The 21,485-nt window shown below is 33.5% G+C and carries 17 protein-coding genes; 16 read left to right on the top strand and 1 reads right to left on the bottom strand.

The features are described from left to right. The first annotated feature begins 106 nt into the window (after window positions 1-106). Window positions 107-1,171 carry a glycosyltransferase family 4 protein gene (locus AAA453_RS12420; protein ID WP_069817895.1) on the top strand — a complete coding sequence of 355 codons (1,065 nt, stop codon included), beginning with the start codon at window positions 107-109 and terminating at the stop codon, window positions 1,169-1,171. Between the two features lie 67 nt (window positions 1,172-1,238). On the opposite strand, the gene AAA453_RS12415 is transcribed toward AAA453_RS12420, so the two are convergent. Further along, window positions 1,239-1,880, bottom strand: coding sequence for a YigZ family protein (locus AAA453_RS12415; protein ID WP_069833331.1), 642 nt, complete (start codon window positions 1,878-1,880; stop codon window positions 1,239-1,241). 171 nt (window positions 1,881-2,051) lie between these two features. Here AAA453_RS12415 and fakB1 point away from each other — a divergent pair, with 171 nt between their 5' ends. The 15 genes from fakB1 to AAA453_RS12340 all read left to right on the top strand — a co-directional run bounded on the left by fakB1 (window position 2,052) and on the right by AAA453_RS12340 (window position 21,445). Beyond that, window positions 2,052-2,915 carry a fatty acid kinase binding subunit FakB1 gene (gene fakB1, locus AAA453_RS12410; protein ID WP_427705252.1) on the top strand — a complete coding sequence of 288 codons (864 nt, stop codon included), beginning with the start codon at window positions 2,052-2,054 and terminating at the stop codon, window positions 2,913-2,915. Window positions 2,916-2,935: 20 nt separating this feature from the next. Beyond that, window positions 2,936-4,279 carry a DEAD/DEAH box helicase family protein gene (locus AAA453_RS12405; protein WP_427705250.1) on the top strand — a complete coding sequence of 448 codons (1,344 nt, stop codon included), beginning with the start codon at window positions 2,936-2,938 and terminating at the stop codon, window positions 4,277-4,279. Then, on the top strand, window positions 4,272-4,943 hold the full coding sequence (locus AAA453_RS12400) for a ComF family protein (RefSeq protein ID WP_069833333.1): 672 nt from the start codon (window positions 4,272-4,274) through the stop codon (window positions 4,941-4,943). Before AAA453_RS12405 ends, AAA453_RS12400 begins: the two co-directional genes overlap by 8 nt. 66 nt (window positions 4,944-5,009) lie before the next feature. Next, window positions 5,010-5,576 carry a ribosome hibernation-promoting factor, HPF/YfiA family gene (hpf, locus tag AAA453_RS12395; protein WP_069817900.1) on the top strand — a complete coding sequence of 189 codons (567 nt, stop codon included), beginning with the start codon at window positions 5,010-5,012 and terminating at the stop codon, window positions 5,574-5,576. Window positions 5,577-5,873: 297 nt separating this feature from the next. Further along, a complete protein-coding gene (gene secA, locus AAA453_RS12390) occupies window positions 5,874-8,405 on the top strand; it encodes a preprotein translocase subunit SecA (protein ID WP_427705247.1) in 2,532 nt (843 codons plus the stop codon). A gap of 218 nt (window positions 8,406-8,623) precedes the next feature. Continuing rightward, a protein-coding gene (gene prfB, locus AAA453_RS12385) for a peptide chain release factor 2 (protein ID WP_141714380.1) occupies window positions 8,624-9,740 on the top strand; the annotation gives its coding sequence in 2 pieces (ribosomal slippage) (window positions 8,624-8,695 and window positions 8,697-9,740; 1,116 coding nt in all). A 313-nt stretch (window positions 9,741-10,053) separates the two neighbouring features. Continuing rightward, window positions 10,054-10,953: a CHAP domain-containing protein gene (locus AAA453_RS12380; protein ID WP_427705244.1), complete on the top strand. Its 900-nt coding sequence runs from the start codon at window positions 10,054-10,056 to the stop codon at window positions 10,951-10,953. 396 nt (window positions 10,954-11,349) lie between these two features. After that, entirely contained in the window at window positions 11,350-11,991 is a 642-nt protein-coding gene (locus tag AAA453_RS12375; protein WP_069817903.1) for a YfbR-like 5'-deoxynucleotidase, read from the top strand. A 5-nt stretch (window positions 11,992-11,996) separates the two neighbouring features. Beyond that, the gene (locus AAA453_RS12370) at window positions 11,997-12,227 is read left to right on the top strand and encodes a CsbA family protein (RefSeq protein ID WP_002508273.1); all 231 of its coding nucleotides are present in this window, start codon (window positions 11,997-11,999) and stop codon (window positions 12,225-12,227) included. A gap of 326 nt (window positions 12,228-12,553) precedes the next feature. Next, a complete protein-coding gene (gene uvrB / locus AAA453_RS12365; RefSeq protein ID WP_285323672.1) occupies window positions 12,554-14,536 on the top strand; it encodes an excinuclease ABC subunit UvrB in 1,983 nt (660 codons plus the stop codon). A 5-nt stretch (window positions 14,537-14,541) separates the two neighbouring features. After that, window positions 14,542-17,376 carry an excinuclease ABC subunit UvrA gene (gene uvrA / locus AAA453_RS12360; RefSeq protein WP_069817905.1) on the top strand — a complete coding sequence of 945 codons (2,835 nt, stop codon included), beginning with the start codon at window positions 14,542-14,544 and terminating at the stop codon, window positions 17,374-17,376. Window positions 17,377-17,722: 346 nt separating this feature from the next. After that, window positions 17,723-18,658, top strand: a complete 936-nt coding sequence (gene hprK / locus AAA453_RS12355) for an HPr(Ser) kinase/phosphatase (RefSeq protein WP_002508270.1) — start codon at window positions 17,723-17,725, stop codon at window positions 18,656-18,658. Window positions 18,659-18,661: 3 nt separating this feature from the next. After that, the gene (gene lgt, locus AAA453_RS12350; RefSeq protein WP_069833338.1) at window positions 18,662-19,498 is read left to right on the top strand and encodes a prolipoprotein diacylglyceryl transferase; all 837 of its coding nucleotides are present in this window, start codon (window positions 18,662-18,664) and stop codon (window positions 19,496-19,498) included. 9 nt (window positions 19,499-19,507) lie between these two features. Beyond that, on the top strand, window positions 19,508-19,984 hold the full coding sequence (locus AAA453_RS12345; protein ID WP_069833339.1) for an acyltransferase: 477 nt from the start codon (window positions 19,508-19,510) through the stop codon (window positions 19,982-19,984). A 24-nt stretch (window positions 19,985-20,008) separates the two neighbouring features. Continuing rightward, window positions 20,009-21,445: a tetratricopeptide repeat protein gene (locus AAA453_RS12340; RefSeq protein WP_069817908.1), complete on the top strand. Its 1,437-nt coding sequence runs from the start codon at window positions 20,009-20,011 to the stop codon at window positions 21,443-21,445. Window positions 21,446-21,485: the final 40 nt, after the last annotated feature.

The raw sequence follows: 21,485 nt of genomic DNA, 5'->3' as shown, positions 1-21,485 counted from the left end.
CCATTTTATAGATAATATAAATTTGCAGTTTAAAGTTAAAATTATTTTCAATGTAACGACTTTGAAATTCGAAATAATCAAGAATTATATTAATGAAGGTGAACTGATGTATACATTATTATTAATCATTTTTTCAATGATTGTCAGTTTAATACTAACACCAATAATTATAAAGGTTTCTCATAAACTAGGCATTGTAGATAAGCCGAATTTTAGAAAAGTACATACAAAACCCGTTTCTGTATTAGGCGGAACTGTAATACTTTTTGCGTTTCTATTAGGAATATGGCTAGGACATCCGATAGAAACTGAAGTTAAACCGCTTGTTATTGGATCAGTATTAATCTATTTGGTGGGACTTGTAGATGATATCTATGATTTGAAACCAGTTATAAAATTAATTGGCCAAGTAATTGCAGCACTCGTCGTTGTATACTACGGAGTGACGATTGATTTTATCTCCTTACCAATTGGACCTACGATACATTTTGGTGTATTTGGGATTCCTATCACTGTGATTTGGATTGTAGCCATCACTAATGCAATTAACTTAATCGATGGATTAGATGGATTAGCATCTGGTGTATCAATGATTGCCTTAATGACAATCGGCTTTATAGCAATATTACAAGCAAATATTTTTATTATGATGATTTGCAGTGTCTTAATAGGTGCGCTTTTAGGATTCTTATTCTTCAATTTCCATCCAGCTAAAATCTTTTTAGGTGATAGTGGTGCATTACTTGTAGGATTTATTGTAGGATTCCTATCATTACTAGGATTTAAGAATATAACTTTTATTTCACTATTCTTCCCAATTGTTATCTTAGCAGTGCCGTTTATCGATACGTTGTTTGCGATGATACGTCGTGTGAAGAAAGGTCAGCATATTATGCAGGCAGATAAATCGCATTTACATCATAAATTATTAGAATTAGGTTATTCACATCGCCAGACCGTAATACTTATATATTCTATAGCATTACTATTTAGTCTTGCTAGTATTATATTATATTTATCTCAACCATGGGGTGTACTCATGATGCTCATTCTTATTTTAGTTACGATTGAGCTTATTGTAGAATTTACTGGTCTCATTGATGATGATTACAGACCTTTAATGAAATTAATTGAAAACAAACAACGAAACAAAGACGACGAACATCAATAATAAAGAGGCTTCCATGATGGAAGTCTCTTTATTTTATACTCTGATACGTATAATTTGGATTTCAAAATTAAGAAGTAGAAATATCGAAAGGTAAGCGTACAACTTCATTTTCTATTAAATCATAATTTCCTGAAGTGTTACGATTTAAAAAATCTATAAATTGAGTGTAATCTGTTTTAACAACATCAATGTGATAACTTACTTTATCAGTATAATTTGTTTCACGTAATAAGTAAGGTGTGCTCGCAAGTTCATATTCAAACTTACCTGTTAAATCATAAGCAATGGTAACCGTTGTAGGTATAGCAGGACGCAAAGCAACTCTACCAATATCATAAATTACATCTCGTACTGCACCACTATATGCACGGATTAATCCGCCACCGCCTAATTTAATGCCACCAAAGTAGCGTGTGACCACTACGGCAGCATCATGTATCTCTAATTTTTTTAAAATATCGAGCATAGGAACTCCCGCTGTACCACTTGGCTCACCGTCATCATTTGCTTTTTGGATATTCATTTGGTCTCCAACTGTATATGCTGAACAATTATGTGTTGCTTCTCGGTGTTCAGATTTCACTGCCTCGATAAAAGCTTTAGCAGCATCTTCAGATTCCACAGGTTTAATATGCGCTATAAAACGTGATTTACTGATTATATTTTCAATTATATGTTCTTTTTTAATTGTGATTATTGCATCATCCATTTATCGTCACCTCATCTTTGTATAGTCAGACAATCATTTATGTATGTTTTTAAAATTCATTAATTACACATATTATACACTGTATTGTATTATAGATTAAATACAAAAATAAATTTTCTTTTTACTTAAAATAGGGTATCATAGTTGTGAGTATAATTGAGGAGGATTAAGATGAAGATTGCTGTCTTGACGGATTCAACGAGCTATCTATCTCAAACGCTAATAGAAAAATATAATATAAGAATTGCGCCGCTAAGCGTAACTTTCGATAATGGTGAAAATTTTGTAGAAAACGCAACAATATCAACGGATGCATTTTATAAAAGAATGGAAACTTCAAATACAATTCCCACGACGAGTCAACCTGCCATTGGAGAGTTTATAAAACATTTTAAAGAACTTCAAGAAGAAGGCTATACTGATGTCATATCTGTTTTTATTTCATCTGGTATTAGTGGCAGTTATCAAACAGCTACGCAAGCAGGGAAAATGGTAGAAGGTATCAATGTACATACATTTGATTCGAAATTAGCTGCAATGGTAGAAGGTGGTTACGTCTTACGTGCAGTTGAAATGATAGAACAAGAATATGAACCTCAAGATATTATTAAAGAGCTTGAAACTATGCGAGAAGTAACGGGTGCAATCTTAATGGTAGATGATTTGAAAAATCTACAGAAAAGTGGTCGTATCACTGGAGCTCAAGCATGGGTAGGTACAATGTTGAAAATGAAACCTGTGTTAACATTTGATGATGGCAAAATTGTACCAGAAGCAAAAGTCCGCACGAAAAAACGAGCACTCAATGAAATTATTAATAAAGTTACTGCTCAAGTGAAAGATTATGAAGAAGTAACTTTATATATTATTGAGGGTGATAAATCAGAAGATGCCGCATGGATGGAAAAAGAATTACAAGAAAAATATCCGCAATATCACCTTCACCGCTCTAAGTTAGGACCTGTTATTGCAGCGCACTTAGGTTCTGGTGGTATGGGACTAGGATTTACAGGGAGAAACATACGTATATCATAAATATTAACTTGTTTAAAGACATGTCATGCCAAGAAAATGGTATACATGTCTTTTTTTATTGGAGGTCATCTAAGATAAAACATTATGGAAAACTAATTACCGAAAAAGATATGTTAACTGATGAGAAAATCAGACACATTTCCACTGGTGTGATAAACAAACAAGGGCGTTGGTATTGTATACAATGTCATACACAAGAAAAACGTCATTTTTACAAATACTTTTCAACATTATTAGATAAAGAAGTTGTGTATTGCAGAAATTGTATCAATTTGAGCAGAATGGATAATATTAATGAAGTTTATATTACTGAAACAAATACGGCGATTTCCCAAGGGGTATATCACTTACCATTTGAATTATCAGAACAACAACGCTTTGCTTCAATTCAAATTTTAGAAGCGGTTAAAAATTTAACATCTATTTTATTATATGCTGTGACAGGCGCTGGTAAGACAGAAATGATTTTTGAAGGTATTAGCTTTGCGAGAAGCGCAGGCTATAATGTTGCCGTTGTATCGCCAAGAGTAGATGTTGTTATAGAAGTGAGTTTACGTATTAAAGCAGCTTTTCGAGATGAGGCAATAGATGTACTTTATCAAGGTCAGAGACAATGTCATAATGGCCACTTTGTGATTGCTACAGTGCATCAATTATATCGCTTTAAGCATCATTTTGACTTGATTATTGTAGATGAAGTGGATGCATTTCCGCTATCAATGGATCCAATACTCTTTGATGTCATCGCACATGCATCAAAAGAACATCATTGCCACATTTATATGACTGCGACGCCACCAACTGCATTACTTAGCAAAATGAAAGATGGTGGTATAGTAACATTGCCTGCCCGTTTTCATAGGCAACCTTTGCCAATTCCTCAGTTTAAATATTACAAAATAAAATTTCACAAAATACAACGATTTCTTATGAATCGATTGAAACAACAAATTGAAACAGGACGGTATACGCTCGTGTTTTTTAATCACATACATCTTATGAAACAAATGTACCATTGTTATAAAACAGAAATAACTTCATTGGCCTATGTACATAGCGAGGATGTACTTCGTTTTGAAAAAGTGAGCGATTTAAGAAAAGGTAAATATAAAGTGATGTTTACCACTACAATTTTAGAAAGAGGCTTTACTATGGCGAACTTAGACGTTATTGTGCTTAATAGTCATATGTTTGAAAGCAGTGCACTTGTGCAAATTGCTGGAAGAGTGGGACGTAAATTAGAAGCTCCGGCAGGATTAGTATTATATTTACACGAGGGGATTACCATGGACATGCTTAAAGCACGCAAGGACATTAAAAAAATGAACGCATTAGCGCACAGCAGGGGATGGTTAGATGGCTAGATGTATTCAATGTCATCACACGTTTTCTGAAGCGTTTAACGCCTTCACATTTTATAAAAAAGCATCTAAATTATGTGAATCATGCATAGAACATTGGAATGAGCTCAATATTAAACCACTTAATCGGTGTGTCAGATGTTTAAAGAACTTAGAAGAAAATGAAGAGGATTGCTTAGATTGTCTATTTTTAGCTACAAAATATAATTTAATGAATCAGTTATATTGCCAATACCAATATAAAGGTATGTTGAAGACTCTTATTCATCAATATAAATTTAAGAAAGATGTCGCAATCTGTGAAATATTAGCAACACAGCTTCATTTTCCTAAAATGTCGTATGATTATATTGTGCCCATACCATCTCCTATAGTTAGAGATAAAGAGCGCACATTTAATCCTGTGGCGACCGTGTTAGATAAAATGGGTGTGAATTATGAGCCAATACTACGTACGCGCATACGTCCAAAGCAATCACTTTTAGGAAAACAATTAAGGGCACAATCAAAAAATCCATTTGAAATCGCAAAAAGTATAGATTTAGAAAATAAAAACATTTTACTTGTAGATGACATTTATACTACAGGCTTAACAGTTCATAATGCTGCAGAATTACTTTTTGTTAGAAAAATCAGAAAATTCGATGTGTTTACGTTTGCACGGTAGGAGAAACGTGGTATTATAAGAGTAAGCAATATTACCAATATAGAGGTTTTAAAGGAGTCGATTATTATGATCAGATTTGAAATTCACGGGGAGAACCTCACTATTACTGATGCGATTCGCAACTATATTGAGGAGAAAATTGGTAAATTAGAAAGATATTTTAATGATGTGCCAAATGCAATCGCACATGTTAAAGTAAAAACGTATCAAAATTCAGCAGCAAAAATCGAAGTAACTATTCCATTGAAAAACGTTACTTTAAGAGCTGAAGAACGCCACGATGATTTATACGCAGGTATTGATTTGATTAACGGTAAACTTGAAAGACAAGTTAGAAAGTACAAAACGCGTGTAAATCGTAAAAATAGAAGTCGTGGAGAACAAGAAGCATTTGCATCATTGCCACAAGAAAGTGAAGCAGAAGAGATTCAAAATGATGACAATGAAAGTGATATCGAAATTATTCGTTCAAAAAATTTCAGTTTGAAACCTATGGATTCAGAAGAAGCAGTATTGCAAATGGATTTATTAGGACATGATTTCTTTATTTTCACAGATCGTGAAACTGATGGTACGAGTATTGTTTATAAAAGAAGAGATGGAAAATATGGTTTGATTGAAACAACTGAATAATTTGTTTTAATTAAGTCCAATATTAAACTAACCGTAGCGTTCATGATTGAGTTAAATCATGGACGCTCATTTTTTGTTGTGTTACTATGAAATAATTTGAAAGTTAGGTAAGATCTTGTGTATATTTTAAGTGAATAAGAAATAAAATAAAAAATGAAAACTACTAATAAATAAAAAATAGCATTAACAAGCGAAAAAACTGTTTAAATGGAAAGTTAATAAGTGTAAATTTAAGCTTATAAATGATATCATAAATTGTTGTAAGCGAAGAGTTAAAAAGCTAAAGGAGCGAACAAAATGGGTTTTTTATCAAAGATTGCAGATGGCAATAAAAAAGAAATAAAACGCCTTGGTAAATTAGCCGACAAAGTCCTTGCGTTAGAAGAGGATACGTCGATATTAACTGATGAAGAAATTAGAGAGAAAACAAAAGCATTTCAAAAACAATTACAAGCAGAAGAAGATATTAAAAAACAATATAAAATGCTCGATGATATTTTACCGGAAGCCTTTGCGCTCGTAAGAGAAGGTTCAAAACGTGTGTTCAATATGATTCCATATAAAGTTCAGGTCATGGGTGGTATTGCAATTCATGGTGGCGACATTTCTGAAATGAGAACGGGTGAAGGTAAAACGTTAACTGCAACAATGCCAGTTTATTTAAACGCATTGTTAGATCGCGGTGTGCATGTTATTACAGTAAACGAATATTTATCTAGTACACAAAGCGAAGAAATGGCAGAACTATATGAATTCCTAGGGTTATCAGTAGGATTAAACGTCAACAGTATGACAACAAATGAGAAGAGAGAAGCATACGCAAGTGATATTACGTATAGTACGAACAATGAGTTAGGCTTCGATTATTTACGTGATAATATGGTGAACTATGCAGAAGAACGTGTTATGAGACCATTGAACTTTGCTATTATTGATGAAGTTGACTCAATTTTAATTGATGAAGCGCGTACGCCACTAATTATTTCAGGTGAAGCTGAGAAATCGACTTCGCTTTATACACAAGCAAATGTCTTTGCTAAAATGTTGAAAAATGAAGACGACTATAACTACGATGAAAAAACAAAAGCTGTTCAATTAACAGAACAAGGTATTGATAAAGCAGAACGCATGTTTAAGATTGATAATCTATATGATGTGAATAATGTGGATATTATTAGCCATATTAATACTGCGTTACGTGCACATGTAACATTGCAACGAGATGTGGATTACATGGTGAATAATGGTGAAGTCTTAATTGTTGATCAATTTACTGGTCGTACAATGCCAGGACGTCGCTTTTCAGAAGGCTTACACCAAGCCATAGAAGCAAAAGAAGGCGTGAAGATTCAAAACGAATCTAAAACAATGGCTTCTATTACATTCCAAAACTATTTCAGAATGTACAACAAACTTTCTGGTATGACAGGTACAGCTAAAACTGAAGAAGAAGAGTTCAGAAACATTTATAATATGACTGTAACTCAAATACCTACTAACAAACCGATACAACGTGTGGATAAACCAGACTTAATATACATTAGTCAAAAAGGTAAATTTGATGCAGTTGTTGATGATGTTATTGAAAAACATAAACTTGGACAACCTGTACTATTGGGTACAGTTGCAGTTGAAACCAGTGAATATATTTCTAATTTATTGAAGAAACATGGCGTACGTCATGACATTTTAAATGCTAAAAATCACGAACGTGAAGCAGATATAGTTGCTAATGCAGGTCAACGTGGAGCGGTTACTATCGCTACTAACATGGCAGGTAGAGGTACAGATATTAAACTTGGCGCAGGTGTTGAAGAAATCGGCGGCCTTGCAGTAATTGGTACAGAGCGACATGAATCCCGTCGTATTGATGACCAATTACGTGGTCGTGCTGGACGACAAGGTGATAAAGGGGACAGTCGCTTCTACTTATCCCTACAGGATGATTTAATGGTACGTTTTGGTTCAGAACGTTTACAAAGTATGATGAATCGTTTAGGTATGGATGATTCTACACCAATAGAATCTAAAATGGTGTCCCGTGCCGTTGAATCTGCTCAAAAACGTGTAGAAGGTAATAACTTTGATGCACGTAAACGTGTACTTGAATATGACGATGTATTACGTAAACAACGTGAGATTATATATGGTGAACGTAACCGTATTATTGATAATGATGAAAGTGGAGATTTAGTAAATGAAATGCTCCATTCTACAATAGATAGAAGCGTTCATTATTATATAAATGAAGATGAAGAAGATTTAGATTATGAGCCATTCATCAACTATATTGATGATGTATTCTTAAATGAAGGTGACTTAAAACTAGAAGCTATCAAAGGTAAGGACCAAGAGGATATCATTGATATTGTTTGGTCAAAAGTTGAAGTCGCGTTAAAAGATCAAAAAGAGAAAATTGGTACACAATTTGATGAATTCGAACGTATGATTTTACTTCGTTCAATCGATTTACATTGGACAGATCATATAGATACAATGGATCAATTACGTCAAGGTATCCATTTGCGTTCTTATGGCCAGCAAAATCCATTACGTGATTATCAAAACGAAGGTCACCAACTTTTCGATACAATGATGCAAAACATCGAAGAAGATGTCAGCAAATATATCTTGAAATCTGTAGTAACGGTTGAAGATGACTTAGAACGTGATAAAGCAACAGATTTCGGTAAAGCTGAACACGTATCTGCAGAAGATGGTAAAGAAAAAGCTAAAGCATCACCTTATGTTAAAGATGATCATATCGGTAGAAACGATCCTTGCCCTTGCGGTAGTGGAAAAAAATATAAAAACTGCCACGGTGCGTAATTTGAAAGTGATTTTAAATAAAACCGGAAGTCTTGATAAAGCATATATCAACTTCCGGTTTTTATTTATCAAAAATTAAAGTTAGCGTGTTTAAATAAATAAAAAACAGTGGCAGAGTTGTAATTAAGCCTCAAACTTTTGTAGAATAGATATATTGAATAAAATAACATAATTTAATAGTAGTATTTCAATCGTACGATAACAGGAGAGATGCATTGATGGAACTATCAGAAATTAAACGTAATATAGATTATTATAATGAAAAATTAGAGCAGCTTAGGGGGTCTCTTTGACTTAGAAGAAAAAGAGACAAATATTCAGGAATACGAAGAAATGATGACTGATCCTACTTTTTGGGATGATCAAGATAAAGCACAGGAAATTATCGATAAGAATAATGCTTTAAAAACGATCGTAAATGCATATCGAGGATTAGAATCTGAAATAGAAGAGATGGAAACAACAAGAGAATTATTATTAGACGATGATGATGAAGATATGAAGTCAGATTTAGAACAGAACGTATTAGATTTTAAAGAAAACTTAGATAATTTTGAACTACAATTATTACTTGATGGTCCATACGATGCGAACGATGCCATTATGGAACTACATCCTGGCGCAGGCGGTACGGAATCGCAAGATTGGACAAATATGCTTTTAAGAATGTATCAACGTTATTGTGAACACAAAGGGTTTAAAGTTGAAATTGCAGACTATCTACCTGGTGATGAAGCGGGCGTTAAAAGCGTTACATTAATCGTTAAAGGTCATAATGCCTATGGTTATTTGAAAGCTGAAAAAGGCGTGCATCGACTTGTCCGTATTTCACCGTTTGATTCGTCTGGACGTAGACATACTTCATTCGCTTCTTGTGATGTTATACCACAATTCAATAATACAGAAATTGAAATCGATATAAATCCAGATGATATTAATGTTGATACATTTAGAGCATCTGGTGCAGGTGGTCAACATATTAATAAAACAGAATCAGCAATTAGAATTACCCATCATCCTACAGGCATTGTAGTAAACAACCAAAATGAGCGTTCTCAAATTAAAAACAGAGAAGCTGCAATGAAGACATTGAAAGCCAAGTTATATCAATTGAAAATTGAAGAACAAGAGCAAGAAATGGCAGAAATTCGTGGTGAGCAAAAAGAAATTGGCTGGGGAAGTCAAATAAGATCTTATGTTTTTCATCCTTATGCAATGGTTAAAGATCATAGAACAAATGAAGAATCAGGTAAAGTAGATGCAGTTATGGACGGCGATATAAGTCCATTTATAGAAGCATACTTACGTAGTCAAATGGATCATTCAGAAAGTTAAGCAAATGATAATAAGAGATCTCGTCATTAGTATTTAAACTAGTGACGAGATCTTTTTGAATTTAAAGAAAAAATAAAAAAATATGTAAAATGCAATTTAAAATATTACATGTTAGATTGAGCTGATGTATATAGAGATGCTTTAAAAGGTTGTAATATCAAGGCTTTGAACGTGATTTAAGTTAATAGCGTTGACCCATATTTAGTCTCAATTGTCTATTGCATTACAGTATAATAACAATCACAAAAGAGGGGAAAATTTATGCTATATTATGATTGATTAAAATTCAAGACAGTAAAGGGTTGAACATGTAATGAAGAAAGGATTAACATTTTCTGTAACATCGACAGCATTGTTTTTTGGTTTTAATGGTATTGCATCAGCAGACCAAATTCACACAGTAAAAGAAGATGCTAAATTATCTGATATAGCGCAAGCATTTGCCACAACAACAAATGAAATTCAGTTATTAAATCAATTGAATGACAAAGTAACTGTACAAGCAGGAGAGCAATTAGTTCTTCCAGACAAAGATATAGTAGAAATAAAGCAAGGAGATACGGTTTTAAATATTGCTGCTAAATATCAGCTTAATTTAGAACAACTTTATCAGTTAAACCCAAATCTAGGAGAAGTTATTTATCCTGGACAATTAGTGGCAGTATCTGAAAAGGGTTCAGCACATTTAAACAACCAACTTCAAAGTATTTTTAACGAACAGCAAGTACAGAATGAAACAAGGGAAGATAATGATGTTCCAGTAACATCAAACAACTTTGTACCGACAACACAGCATACTTGGGATTACGTAGAAAAAGAAGTAGCAAATAATCAAAATGAAGGTACACAAATGTATTCTAATCAATATAAACCAACACAGGTAGCTTCAAATGGTAGTAATTATTATGATTGGGGACAATGTACATACTATGCATTTGATCGTCGTCAACAATTAGGGAAATCAGTAGGTAACCTTTGGGGTAACGCAAATAATTGGGCTTCGGCAGCGAGTAATAGTGGCTACAAAGTTAACCGTACACCTGAAGTGGGTGCGATTTTCCAAAGTAATGCCGGTAACTATGGCCATGTAGGTGTTGTAGAACGTAAAAATCCAGATGGATCAATTGTAGTATCAGAAATGAATTGGCAAGGTGTAGGACAAAAATCTTATAGAACAATTCACAACACTGATCAATATAATTATATTCATTAGCAAATCATATAACTTCAATATCATCTGAATACATAAAGAAAAGATGCTTGGTAGTGAGCTTATATTAGAGGTGAGCTTTGCTTAATATAATAAATGGTACAACATAGAACCACTCCATCATGTTTTGGAGTGGTTCTATGTTTATAGTTCATTGTGGTTAAATAATGTCATGAATAAAATAATGCGACAGCAATATAATTTTTCTAATAAGATTTTGTAGTATATGCCTAGCCAACTCTGCCAAAATAACAACGGGACTGAGATATGAATTTATGTCCTAGGCGCCTCATAAATTGAATTAGTTAAATTCAATTACATTGATAAGACATTTTGATTGTTGAATGATATTATAAAATTAAGTATAATCATTCATTAAACAAACTAGGAGGCGATGTCATGGGAGTACATCAATATTTTAAACGCTTGTCTGATTTAGAAAAATTAATTAGATTGCCGGGAAAATTTAAATACTTTGAGCATAATGTCGCTGCGCATTCATTTAAGGTGACAAAAATTGCACAATATTTGGCTACAGTAGAGGAATACCATGGTAATGAAGTAGATTGGAAGAGTTTATATGAAAAGTCGTTAAATCACGATTTTGCTGAAATTTTTACGGGTGATATCAAAACACCAGTTAAATATGCAAGTGGTGAATTAAAAAAACTCTTCTCACAAGTCGAGGAAGAAATGGTAGACCATTTTATAAATGAAGAAATTCCAGAAGCTTACCAAGATATATATCGAGAAAGACTTCAAGAAGGTAAAGATGACTCATTAGAAGGTCAGATACTTTCTGTAGCTGACAAGATAGATTTATTATATGAAACATTTGGTGAAATACAAAAGCGTAACCCTGAACAACTATTTTTTGAAATATATGAGATGTCTTTAGAAACAATTATGCAATTTGATCATCTAAGTTCGGTACAAGATTTTATAGATAATATTATTCCTGAAATGTTAACGGAGAAATTCATTCCAAGATCAGAATTACGTGAAACAACAATGGCTATTTTAAATAATAGGAATGGGTGAAGTGAATGATTTGGTATGTGCTCGCATCCTTCTTTCCATGTATTTTCGTGGTGTTTTTCAGCGTACTAACACGAAGTAAATGGGTAGGAACGATTTTAACATTAATTATAATTGGTGCATCCGTTCAAAAAGGCTTTTTTCATAATGAATGGATCATTTTTATAGATGTCGCCTCGTTGCTAGCTGGTTACCTTATTATCGATCAATTAGAATTTCATAAAAAAGAAGATGACTGAGTAATGAGTATTAAGCAACTTAATTGCTATAGTTAAATAAGCGTTTTATAATTGTATAAATTCAACAATATAGTTTATTTTAGGATAAACAAAGACAACTTAGGCAAACATGGTGATAGAACTATGTTTGTTTTTCTTTATATATAAGAAGATAAAAAGCGAACAAATGTTTGCTTTTTCATTTATAAATCTGTTAAAATATGTAACGAGAATATGAATCTGCAAACTTGATGCAGACACACAGCAACAGTGGTATATACATTTTAAACATAGACACATCAGGTATGTTCGTATCGTTAGAAATTATATAGGAGGCATGTGTCACTATGGAACACCATCAATTTAAATTACAATCTGATTTTACACCTCAAGGTGATCAACCAGAGGCGATAAAGAAAATCGTTAAAGGCGTTAATGAGGGCAAACGTCATCAAACTTTACTCGGTGCGACAGGTACAGGTAAGACCTTTACTATGAGTAATGTTATTAAACAAGTAGGGAAACCGACACTCATTATCGCGCATAATAAAACATTAGCAGGGCAATTATATAGTGAGTTTAAAGAATTCTTTCCAGAAAATAGAGTAGAATACTTTGTCAGTTATTATGATTACTATCAACCAGAGGCTTATGTACCATCAACTGATACATTTATTGAAAAAGATGCTTCAATAAATGATGAAATTGACCAATTACGACATTCAGCGACAAGTTCACTTTTTGAAAGAGACGATGTCATTATTATTGCGAGTGTCAGCTGTATATATGGTTTAGGTAACCCAGAAGAATATCGAGATTTAGTAGTCAGTGTTCGAGCTGGTATGGAAATGGATAGAAGTGAACTTTTAAAAAAATTAGTAGACGTGCAATATTCGAGAAATGATATTGATTTTAGACGCGGTACATTTCGTGTAAGAGGAGATGTTGTTGAAATTTTTCCGGCTTCGAGAGAAGAAATGTGTATTCGTGTAGAATTTTTCGGTGATGAAATTGATCGTATCCGTGAAGTGAATTATTTAACGGGTGAAGTTTTAAGAGAGCGTGATCACTTTGTGATTTTCCCAGCTTCCCACTTCGTAACACGTGAAGAGAAAATGAAATCTGCGATACAAAGAATTGAAAATGAATTAGAAGAACGTTTAACAGAATTACGCTCAGAAAATAAATTATTAGAGGCACAACGACTAGAACAACGTACGAATTATGATTTAGAAATGATGCGTGAAATGGGCTTCTGTTCTGGTATTGAGAACTATTCTGTTCATTTAACGTTAAGACCAATGGGATCAACGCCGTATACGTTATTAGACTATTTTGGCGATGATTGGCTTGTGATGGTTGATGAATCACATGTGACATTACCTCAGATTAGGGGTATGTATAATGGAGACCGTGCACGTAAACAAGTACTTGTAGATCATGGTTTCCGTTTGCCGAGTGCTTTGGATAATAGACCTTTAAAATTTGAAGAATTCGAAGAAAAAACCAATCAACTCGTTTATGTATCTGCTACACCTGGTCCATTCGAGTTAGAACATACAGATGAAATGGTACAACAAATCATTCGTCCGACAGGTCTTTTAGATCCTGAGATTGAAGTGCGACCAACGGAAAATCAAATTGATGATTTAATAAGTGAAATTCATGAGCGCATTGAACGTAATGAACGTGTGCTAGTTACGACATTAACTAAAAAAATGAGTGAAGATTTAACGACTTATTTGAAAGAAGCTGGCATTAAGGTCAATTACCTACATTCAGAAATTAAAACGTTGGAGCGTATAGAAATTATTCGTGATTTACGTATGGGAACTTATGATGTCATTGTTGGAATTAACTTATTAAGAGAGGGTATCGATATACCAGAAGTGTCTCTTGTTGTTATTCTTGATGCGGATAAAGAAGGTTTCTTACGTTCTCATAGATCACTTGTTCAAACAAGTGGACGTGCAGCACGTAATAGTCGTGGTGAAGTTATTATGTATGGTGACAAGATTACCGATTCCATGCGTTATGCCATTGATGAGACAGAACGACGTCGTACAATTCAAAAAGCGTATAATGAAAAACATAATATTACGCCTACGACGATTAATAAGAAAATTCATGATGTTATTAGTGCCACAGTCGAGAATGATGAAACGAATGAACAACAACAAACTGAAGTACCTAAGAAAATGACGAAAAAAGAACGCGAAAAAACAATCGCAAATATAGAAAAAGAAATGAAACAAGCAGCCAAAGATTTAGATTTCGAAAAAGCAACAGAGCTTAGAGACATGTTGTTTGAATTAAAAGCAGAAGGGTGACACATATGAAACAACCATCCATTGTAGTAAAAGGGGCTCGCGCCCATAATTTAAAAGATGTAGATATTGAAATACCGAAAGATAAACTCATCGTAATGACGGGACTTTCTGGATCTGGAAAATCTTCACTTGCCTTCGATACAATTTACGCTGAGGGACAGCGTAGATATGTTGAGTCATTAAGTGCTTATGCAAGACAATTTTTAGGTCAAATGGACAAACCGGATGTTGATACAATTGAAGGTTTATCACCTGCGATATCAATTGACCAAAAGACGACAAGTAAGAACCCAAGATCAACTGTAGCGACGGTAACTGAAATATACGACTATATACGGTTACTCTACGCACGTATAGGTAAACCATTCTGTCCTAATCACGGTATTGAAATAGAATCGCAAACTGTACAACAAATGGTAGACCAAGTGATGCAACTTGAAGAGCGTTCTAAAATCCAATTATTGGCTCCTGTGGTTTCTCACAGAAAAGGTGCACAAGAAAAACTCATAGACGACATTAGTAAAAAAGGTTATGTACGTGTTCGTGTTGATGGCGAAATTATGGATGTAAACGAAGTGCCAAATTTAGATAAAAATAAAAACCATACCATCGAAGTGGTAATAGATCGCTTGGTAGTTAAAGCAGGTATTGAAGGACGTCTTGCTGATTCTATAGAAACTGCGATTAGACTTGCCGAAGGTACGTTAATCGTTGATATCATTGATGGAGAAGAATTAAAATTCTCAGAAAACCATGCTTGTCCGATATGTGGTTTTTCAATTGGTGAGTTAGAGCCACGTATGTTCAGTTTTAACAGCCCATTTGGCGCATGTCCAACATGTGATGGTTTAGGATTAAAATTAAAGGTAGATGTAGACTTAGTGGTTCCTGATACTAACAAAACTTTAAATGAAGGTGCGATCATAGCTTGGGAATCTTCAAGTTCAGATTTTTATCCAACATTATTAAATCGTGTTTGTGAAGTATATAAAATTAATATGGATAAACCATTTAAAAAATTGACAGATAGACAACAAGATATCATTTTAAACGGTTCTAAAGGTAAAGAAATTGAGTTCACATTCAAGCAACGTAATGGTCAAACACGTAAACGAACAATGGAATTTGAAGGTGTGCTTAATAATATTAATCGTCGTTATCATGATTCACCATCCGAACTTGTTAGAGAGATGATGAGTAAATATATGACAGAGCTACCTTGTGAAACTTGTAATGGTAAACGTTTAAGTCGTGAAGCACTATCTGTATATGTTTCTGGTCAGAATATTGGAGAAGTTGTTGAACATTCAATTAAAGATGCATTGCATATGTACGAACATATCGAATTGTCAGAACAAGATAGAAAAATTGCAGATCAAATATTAAAAGAAATTAACTCGCGTTTAGAATTTTTATATAACGTCGGTTTAGAATATTTAACACTTAATCGTGCATCAGGATCGCTATCAGGTGGTGAAGCGCAACGAATTCGTCTTGCTACACAAATTGGTTCTAGACTGTCAGGTGTACTTTACGTGTTAGATGAGCCTTCTATCGGTCTTCACCAACGAGATAATGATCGACTCATAAGCACATTAAAAGAAATGCGTGACTTAGGTAATACTTTGATAGTCGTAGAACACGATGAAGATACAATGCGTGCGGCTGATTATTTGGTTGATGTAGGCCCAGGTGCAGGTGAACATGGTGGCGAAATTGTCGCGAGTGGAACACCTAAACAAGTAATGAATCAGAAAAAATCACTCACTGGTCAATATTTAAGTGGGAAAAAGCTGATAGAAGTACCTGAAGAACGCCGTGAAATAACTGACCGAAAAGTAAGCGTTAAAGGCGCAAGAAGTAATAACCTAAAAGATATTGACGTAGATTTTCCATTATCAACAATGACAGTCGTTACAGGTGTCTCAGGTTCAGGTAAGAGTACGTTAGTTAATGAAGTGCTGTATAAATCATTAGCAAAACACATTAATAAATCAAAAGTAAAACCAGGTGATTGTGACGAAATTCAAGGAATAGATCAACTTGAACGTATAATCGATATTGATCAATCACCTATTGGAAGAACACCGAGATCAAATCCAGCAACTTATACAGGCGTATTCGATAATATTAGGGATATCTTCGCTCAAACAAATGAATCTAAAGTAAGAGGTTATACGAAAGGCCGCTTTAGCTTTAATGTAAAAGGTGGTCGTTGTGAAGCTTGTAGAGGTGACGGTATTATAAAAATTGAAATGCATTTCTTACCAGATGTGTATGTGCCGTGTGAAATTTGTGGTGGTTCTAGATACAATAGAGAAACGCTAGAGGTCACGTATAAAGGTAAAAACATTGCAGATATTTTAGCAATGACAGCTGAAGAAGCGACTAATTTCTTTGAAAAAGTACCTAAAATTCATCGCAAATTGAAAACATTAGTTGATGTTGGACTAGGATACGTTACATTGGGTCAACAAGCGACGACACTTTCTGGTGGTGAAGCACAACGTGTTAAACTGGCTTCTGAATTGCATAAACGTTCTACGGGTCGATCCATCTATATACTAGATGAACCTACTACTGGTTTGCATGTTGATGATATTGGGCGATTATTAAAAGTACTCAATAAACTAGTAGAAAATGGTGATACTGTAGTTATTATTGAGCATAACTTAGATGTTATTAAAATGGCAGATTATATTATTGACTTAGGTCCAGAAGGTGGCGACGGAGGCGGTACGCTTGTAGCTACCGGCACGCCAGAACAAATTGCAGAAGTAAAAGAAAGTTACACAGGACAATACTTAAAACCTGTGCTAGAAAGAGATACAGTAAAATAAAAATATATGAAAATTACTAATGTAACGCTATCCAAAAAGGTGGGTTACATAAAGTATGAATGCCTCTCTTTAAAGTAAGTACTTTAATGTGCAAACTTTGAAGGGGGTATTTTTGTATTTAAAAGCAACAACTATACAAAAAATGATTTATAGTAAATTAAATGAATAAATTGAAAATATAATCAGTCACTAGTGTCTGATATCGTTTATAATTGATATAATGATAGATATTATAGATATGTATTGAATTATCGATCTTCTACACTTTTTGATATGGATTATCATTTCTTTTTGATATGATAATATCATATTGCAAATGTAAGAGAAATATTGATAGAGGTGAACTATGTTAACTACAAAGAGTTTAGTAGACCGCTTTGAACTTGATCTCATTGTTGGAGAAGCAGGTTTAAACAAACAAATTAAAAATACAGATATTTCAAGACCAGGTTTGGAAATGGCAGGTTATTTTTCTCACTATGCATCTGACCGTATTCAATTATTAGGTACTACGGAATTATCTTTTTATAATTTATTACCAGATGAAGAACGTAAAGGACGTATGAGAAAGTTATGTCGTCCAGACACGCCGGCGATTATTGTAACGAGAGATTTAGAACCTCCAGAGGAACTTATCGCTGCAGCAAAAGAACTCGACACACCATTAATTGCGTCGACGATTGCTACTACACAATTAATGAGTCGTTTAACTACGTTTTTAGAACATGAACTAGCTAGAACAACATCGCTACATGGGGTGCTTGTCGATGTTTATGGTGTAGGTGTACTGATTACTGGTGATTCTGGAATTGGTAAAAGTGAAACAGCATTAGAATTAATAAAACGTGGTCATAGATTAGTAGCAGACGATAATGTGGAAATTAGAGAAATCAGTAAAGACGAATTAATTGGGAGAGCACCTAAGTTAATAGAACATTTATTAGAAATTAGGGGCTTAGGTATCATTAATGTAATGACATTATTTGGTGCTGGTTCGATTTTAACTGAAAAAAGATTGCGTTTAAATATTCATTTAGAAAACTGGCATAAAGACAAATTATATGATCGAGTCGGCTTAAATGAAGAAAAATTACGTATCTTAGATACTGAAATTACGAAAAAAACAATTCCTGTACGACCTGGACGTAACGTAGCGGTTATTATTGAAGTTGCGGCAATGAATTACCGTCTGAATATTATGGGCATCAATACAGCAGAAGAGTTTAATGATCGCTTAAATGCTGAAATATTACGAAATGGTAGCAACAGTGAGGAGAAATAGGTAATGATGACATTAAATTATATCAATCCAATTGCGCTTGAGCTTGGACCTATTTCGGTACGTTGGTATGGCATTATTATCGCTGTGGGGATACTCTTGGGTTATTTTATTGCTCAAGAAGGTGTGAAACGTATTGGCTTTGATAAAGATACATTAGTTGATATCATTTTTTGGAGTGCAATATTTGGATTTATTGTGGCGAGACTTTATTTTGTTATTTTCCAGTGGCCATATTATATTCAAAACCCAATTGAAATTCCGATGATATGGCATGGTGGTATTGCAATACATGGTGGTTTAATAGGTGGATTTGTTACAGGGATTATCATCTGTAAACAAAAAAATATTAATCCCTTTCAAATTGGTGATGTCATTGCACCAAGTATGATTTTAGGTCAAGGTATTGGAAGATGGGGCAACTTTATGAATCATGAAGCGCATGGTGGTCCTGTTTCAAGAACATTCTTAGAAAACTTACATATTCCAGATTTTATTATTAATAATATGTATATTAACGGCAAATACTATCAACCAACATTTTTATATGAATCTATTTGGGACATTTTAGGCTTTGTTATACTGATCTTGCTTAGAAAACATTTACGTATAGGCGATACTTTCTGTCTATATTTGATATGGTATTCCATCGGCAGATTTTTCGTAGAAGGTATGCGTACAGATAGCTTGATGTTAACAAGTGATATTCGAGTAGCACAGTTAATGTCTATTATACTGATAATAGTAGGTATTGTGATTATGATTATCAGAAGAGTGAAATATAACGCACCAAGATACAAAGATGTTGGTCCGTTAACTTGGTCAAATCAAAAAGTGAAGTGATAAAATATCATGCGTAATTTAAAAAAAGTTAAAGTTAAAGGCAATAACCCACTTTGGCATATGTATCGTTATATAAAATACTTTAAAATATTTAAACAAACAATAATTATTGAAATTTGCAGGTACTTGCCTCATGTGAAAATGAAACGTTGGGTGTATTGTAATTTATTGAAAATGAGTATAGGTGAAAACACAGCATTTGCTTTTAAAGTGGTTCCCGATTTATTATACCCAGAGTATATTTCTATAGGGAAAAACTGTGTGATTGGCTATAATACTACAATTTTAACTCATGAATTTCTAGTTGATGAGTTTCGAACGGGACATGTCCAAATTGGTGATAATACTTTAATTGGTGCGAATGTTACAATATTACCAGGTGTAAGCATAGGTGCAAATGTTAAAGTCGGAGCGGGTACTGTTATTTCAAAAGACATACCGGATTCGGCATTAGCATATGGAAATCCCATGCAAATAAGAACTTAATGAATATTTAGGAGGTGATAATGGATGGCGCATAACGGCAAAGTAATACCAATGAAATTAGATAGTCAATTTTATAAAAAATTGGGAGACCAAAAATTTCTGCACCAAGATTATAAAAAGGCAGCAGAATATTATGGCAAAGTGCTGGAAATGTCACCTCAAGATTTTGATGTAAAAGTAAAATACGCGGAATGTCTTGTGAATTTAGGACTGAGTAGTGAAGCGGAGTATCTGTTTTATGAAAATATTGCACAACAAGAGTTAGTAGAAGAAAGTTATTTTCAGCTTAGTCAATTAAACATTACATTAAACGAAGCAAATAAAGCATTTTTATTTGGTATAAATTATGTCACGATGTCTAAAGATGAAGATTATAAAGAAGAACTTGAAGACATGTTTGAAGTTTCTTATAATTCAGCTGAAAAAATAGAGACAGAAAGCCAGCTATTTGCAGTACAACTTATTTTCCAATACTTATTTTCTCAGGGACGATTACCTGAAGCACGAACATTTATCTTAAATCAAAATGATGAAATTCAAGAACATCGCGTAGTGCGTAATTTACTTGCGATGTGTTATTTATACATGAATGAATATGACATTGCTAAAGAAATGTTTGAGCGATTGCTTAGTGAAGATAATACGGATGTACATGCATTATGTCATTATACTTTATTACTTTATAATACGAATGATAAAGAAAAATACCAACGCTATTTAAAAATTTTAAGTAAAGTCATGCCGATGAATGATGATGAGTCATTTAAACTAGGTATCGTTTTATGTTACTTGAAACAATATGAAGCTTCGCAAAAAATATTACAACCACTTTATAGAAAAGGAAAATTCCTTTCCATCCAAATGTATAACGCGTTAAGTTATAACAGTTACCATTTAAATAATATTGATGAAAGTAAATATTTTTGGTCGAAATTGCAAGAAATGACTAAAGTCGATGTAGGTTATGCACCTTGGGTTATTGCTGAGAGTAAAATGTATTTCGATGAACAAGTATTACCATTGTTACTCCATGACGATAGCCATCACAGGCTATATGGTATTTTCTTATTAAATCAGTTAAAAGGGCGAGAAGTGCTTTTGACACAAGAAATTTGGGCAGTTTTAGAATCTATGGAAGATTACGAAAAGCTATATCTTACGTATATTATTCAAGATTTAAAGTTAAACAAATTAGATTTCATTCACAGAGGCTTATTGATGTTGTATGGTGTGAAATCATTGAAAAATAATGAAGAATTATTTATTGTATGGATTGATCAAGCAGAAGCGATTATATCTGAAAAAGTAGATTTAACAAATGTAAATGAATATATTGCAGCATTTGTGTATATGTATTATCGTAATGCTGATAGTAAAATAACAAAACAACAAGTAATGGAATGGTTTGATATATCTTCTTACCGTTTAAATAAAACGATAGATTATTTAGTGAGCATATAAGTTTAAGAAATGCAAGAAATCATATATACTGCGCATAATG

The organism is Staphylococcus parequorum (genome assembly GCF_039237145.1).
GTDB lineage: Bacteria > Bacillota > Bacilli > Staphylococcales > Staphylococcaceae > Staphylococcus > Staphylococcus equorum_A.
This window is presented reverse-complemented; position numbering and strand designations above follow the sequence as displayed.

What these genes read in the sequence shown, in the direction of transcription:
- AAA453_RS12420 (WP_069817895.1), top strand. Translation starts at nt 107, where the DNA reads ATGTATACATTATTATTAATCATTTTTTCAATGATTGTCAGTTTAATA.
- AAA453_RS12415 (WP_069833331.1), bottom strand. Translation starts at nt 1,880, where the DNA reads ATGGATGATGCAATAATCACAATTAAAAAAGAACATATAATTGAAAAT.
- fakB1 (WP_427705252.1), top strand. Translation starts at nt 2,052, where the DNA reads ATGAAGATTGCTGTCTTGACGGATTCAACGAGCTATCTATCTCAAACG.
- AAA453_RS12405 (WP_427705250.1), top strand. Translation starts at nt 2,936, where the DNA reads ATGTCATGCCAAGAAAATGGTATACATGTCTTTTTTTATTGGAGGTCA.
- AAA453_RS12400 (WP_069833333.1), top strand. Translation starts at nt 4,272, where the DNA reads ATGGCTAGATGTATTCAATGTCATCACACGTTTTCTGAAGCGTTTAAC.
- hpf (WP_069817900.1), top strand. Translation starts at nt 5,010, where the DNA reads ATGATCAGATTTGAAATTCACGGGGAGAACCTCACTATTACTGATGCG.
- secA (WP_427705247.1), top strand. Translation starts at nt 5,874, where the DNA reads ATGGGTTTTTTATCAAAGATTGCAGATGGCAATAAAAAAGAAATAAAA.
- AAA453_RS12380 (WP_427705244.1), top strand. Translation starts at nt 10,054, where the DNA reads ATGAAGAAAGGATTAACATTTTCTGTAACATCGACAGCATTGTTTTTT.
- AAA453_RS12375 (WP_069817903.1), top strand. Translation starts at nt 11,350, where the DNA reads ATGGGAGTACATCAATATTTTAAACGCTTGTCTGATTTAGAAAAATTA.
- AAA453_RS12370 (WP_002508273.1), top strand. Translation starts at nt 11,997, where the DNA reads ATGATTTGGTATGTGCTCGCATCCTTCTTTCCATGTATTTTCGTGGTG.
- uvrB (WP_285323672.1), top strand. Translation starts at nt 12,554, where the DNA reads ATGGAACACCATCAATTTAAATTACAATCTGATTTTACACCTCAAGGT.
- uvrA (WP_069817905.1), top strand. Translation starts at nt 14,542, where the DNA reads ATGAAACAACCATCCATTGTAGTAAAAGGGGCTCGCGCCCATAATTTA.
- hprK (WP_002508270.1), top strand. Translation starts at nt 17,723, where the DNA reads ATGTTAACTACAAAGAGTTTAGTAGACCGCTTTGAACTTGATCTCATT.
- lgt (WP_069833338.1), top strand. Translation starts at nt 18,662, where the DNA reads ATGATGACATTAAATTATATCAATCCAATTGCGCTTGAGCTTGGACCT.
- AAA453_RS12345 (WP_069833339.1), top strand. Translation starts at nt 19,508, where the DNA reads ATGCGTAATTTAAAAAAAGTTAAAGTTAAAGGCAATAACCCACTTTGG.
- AAA453_RS12340 (WP_069817908.1), top strand. Translation starts at nt 20,009, where the DNA reads ATGGCGCATAACGGCAAAGTAATACCAATGAAATTAGATAGTCAATTT.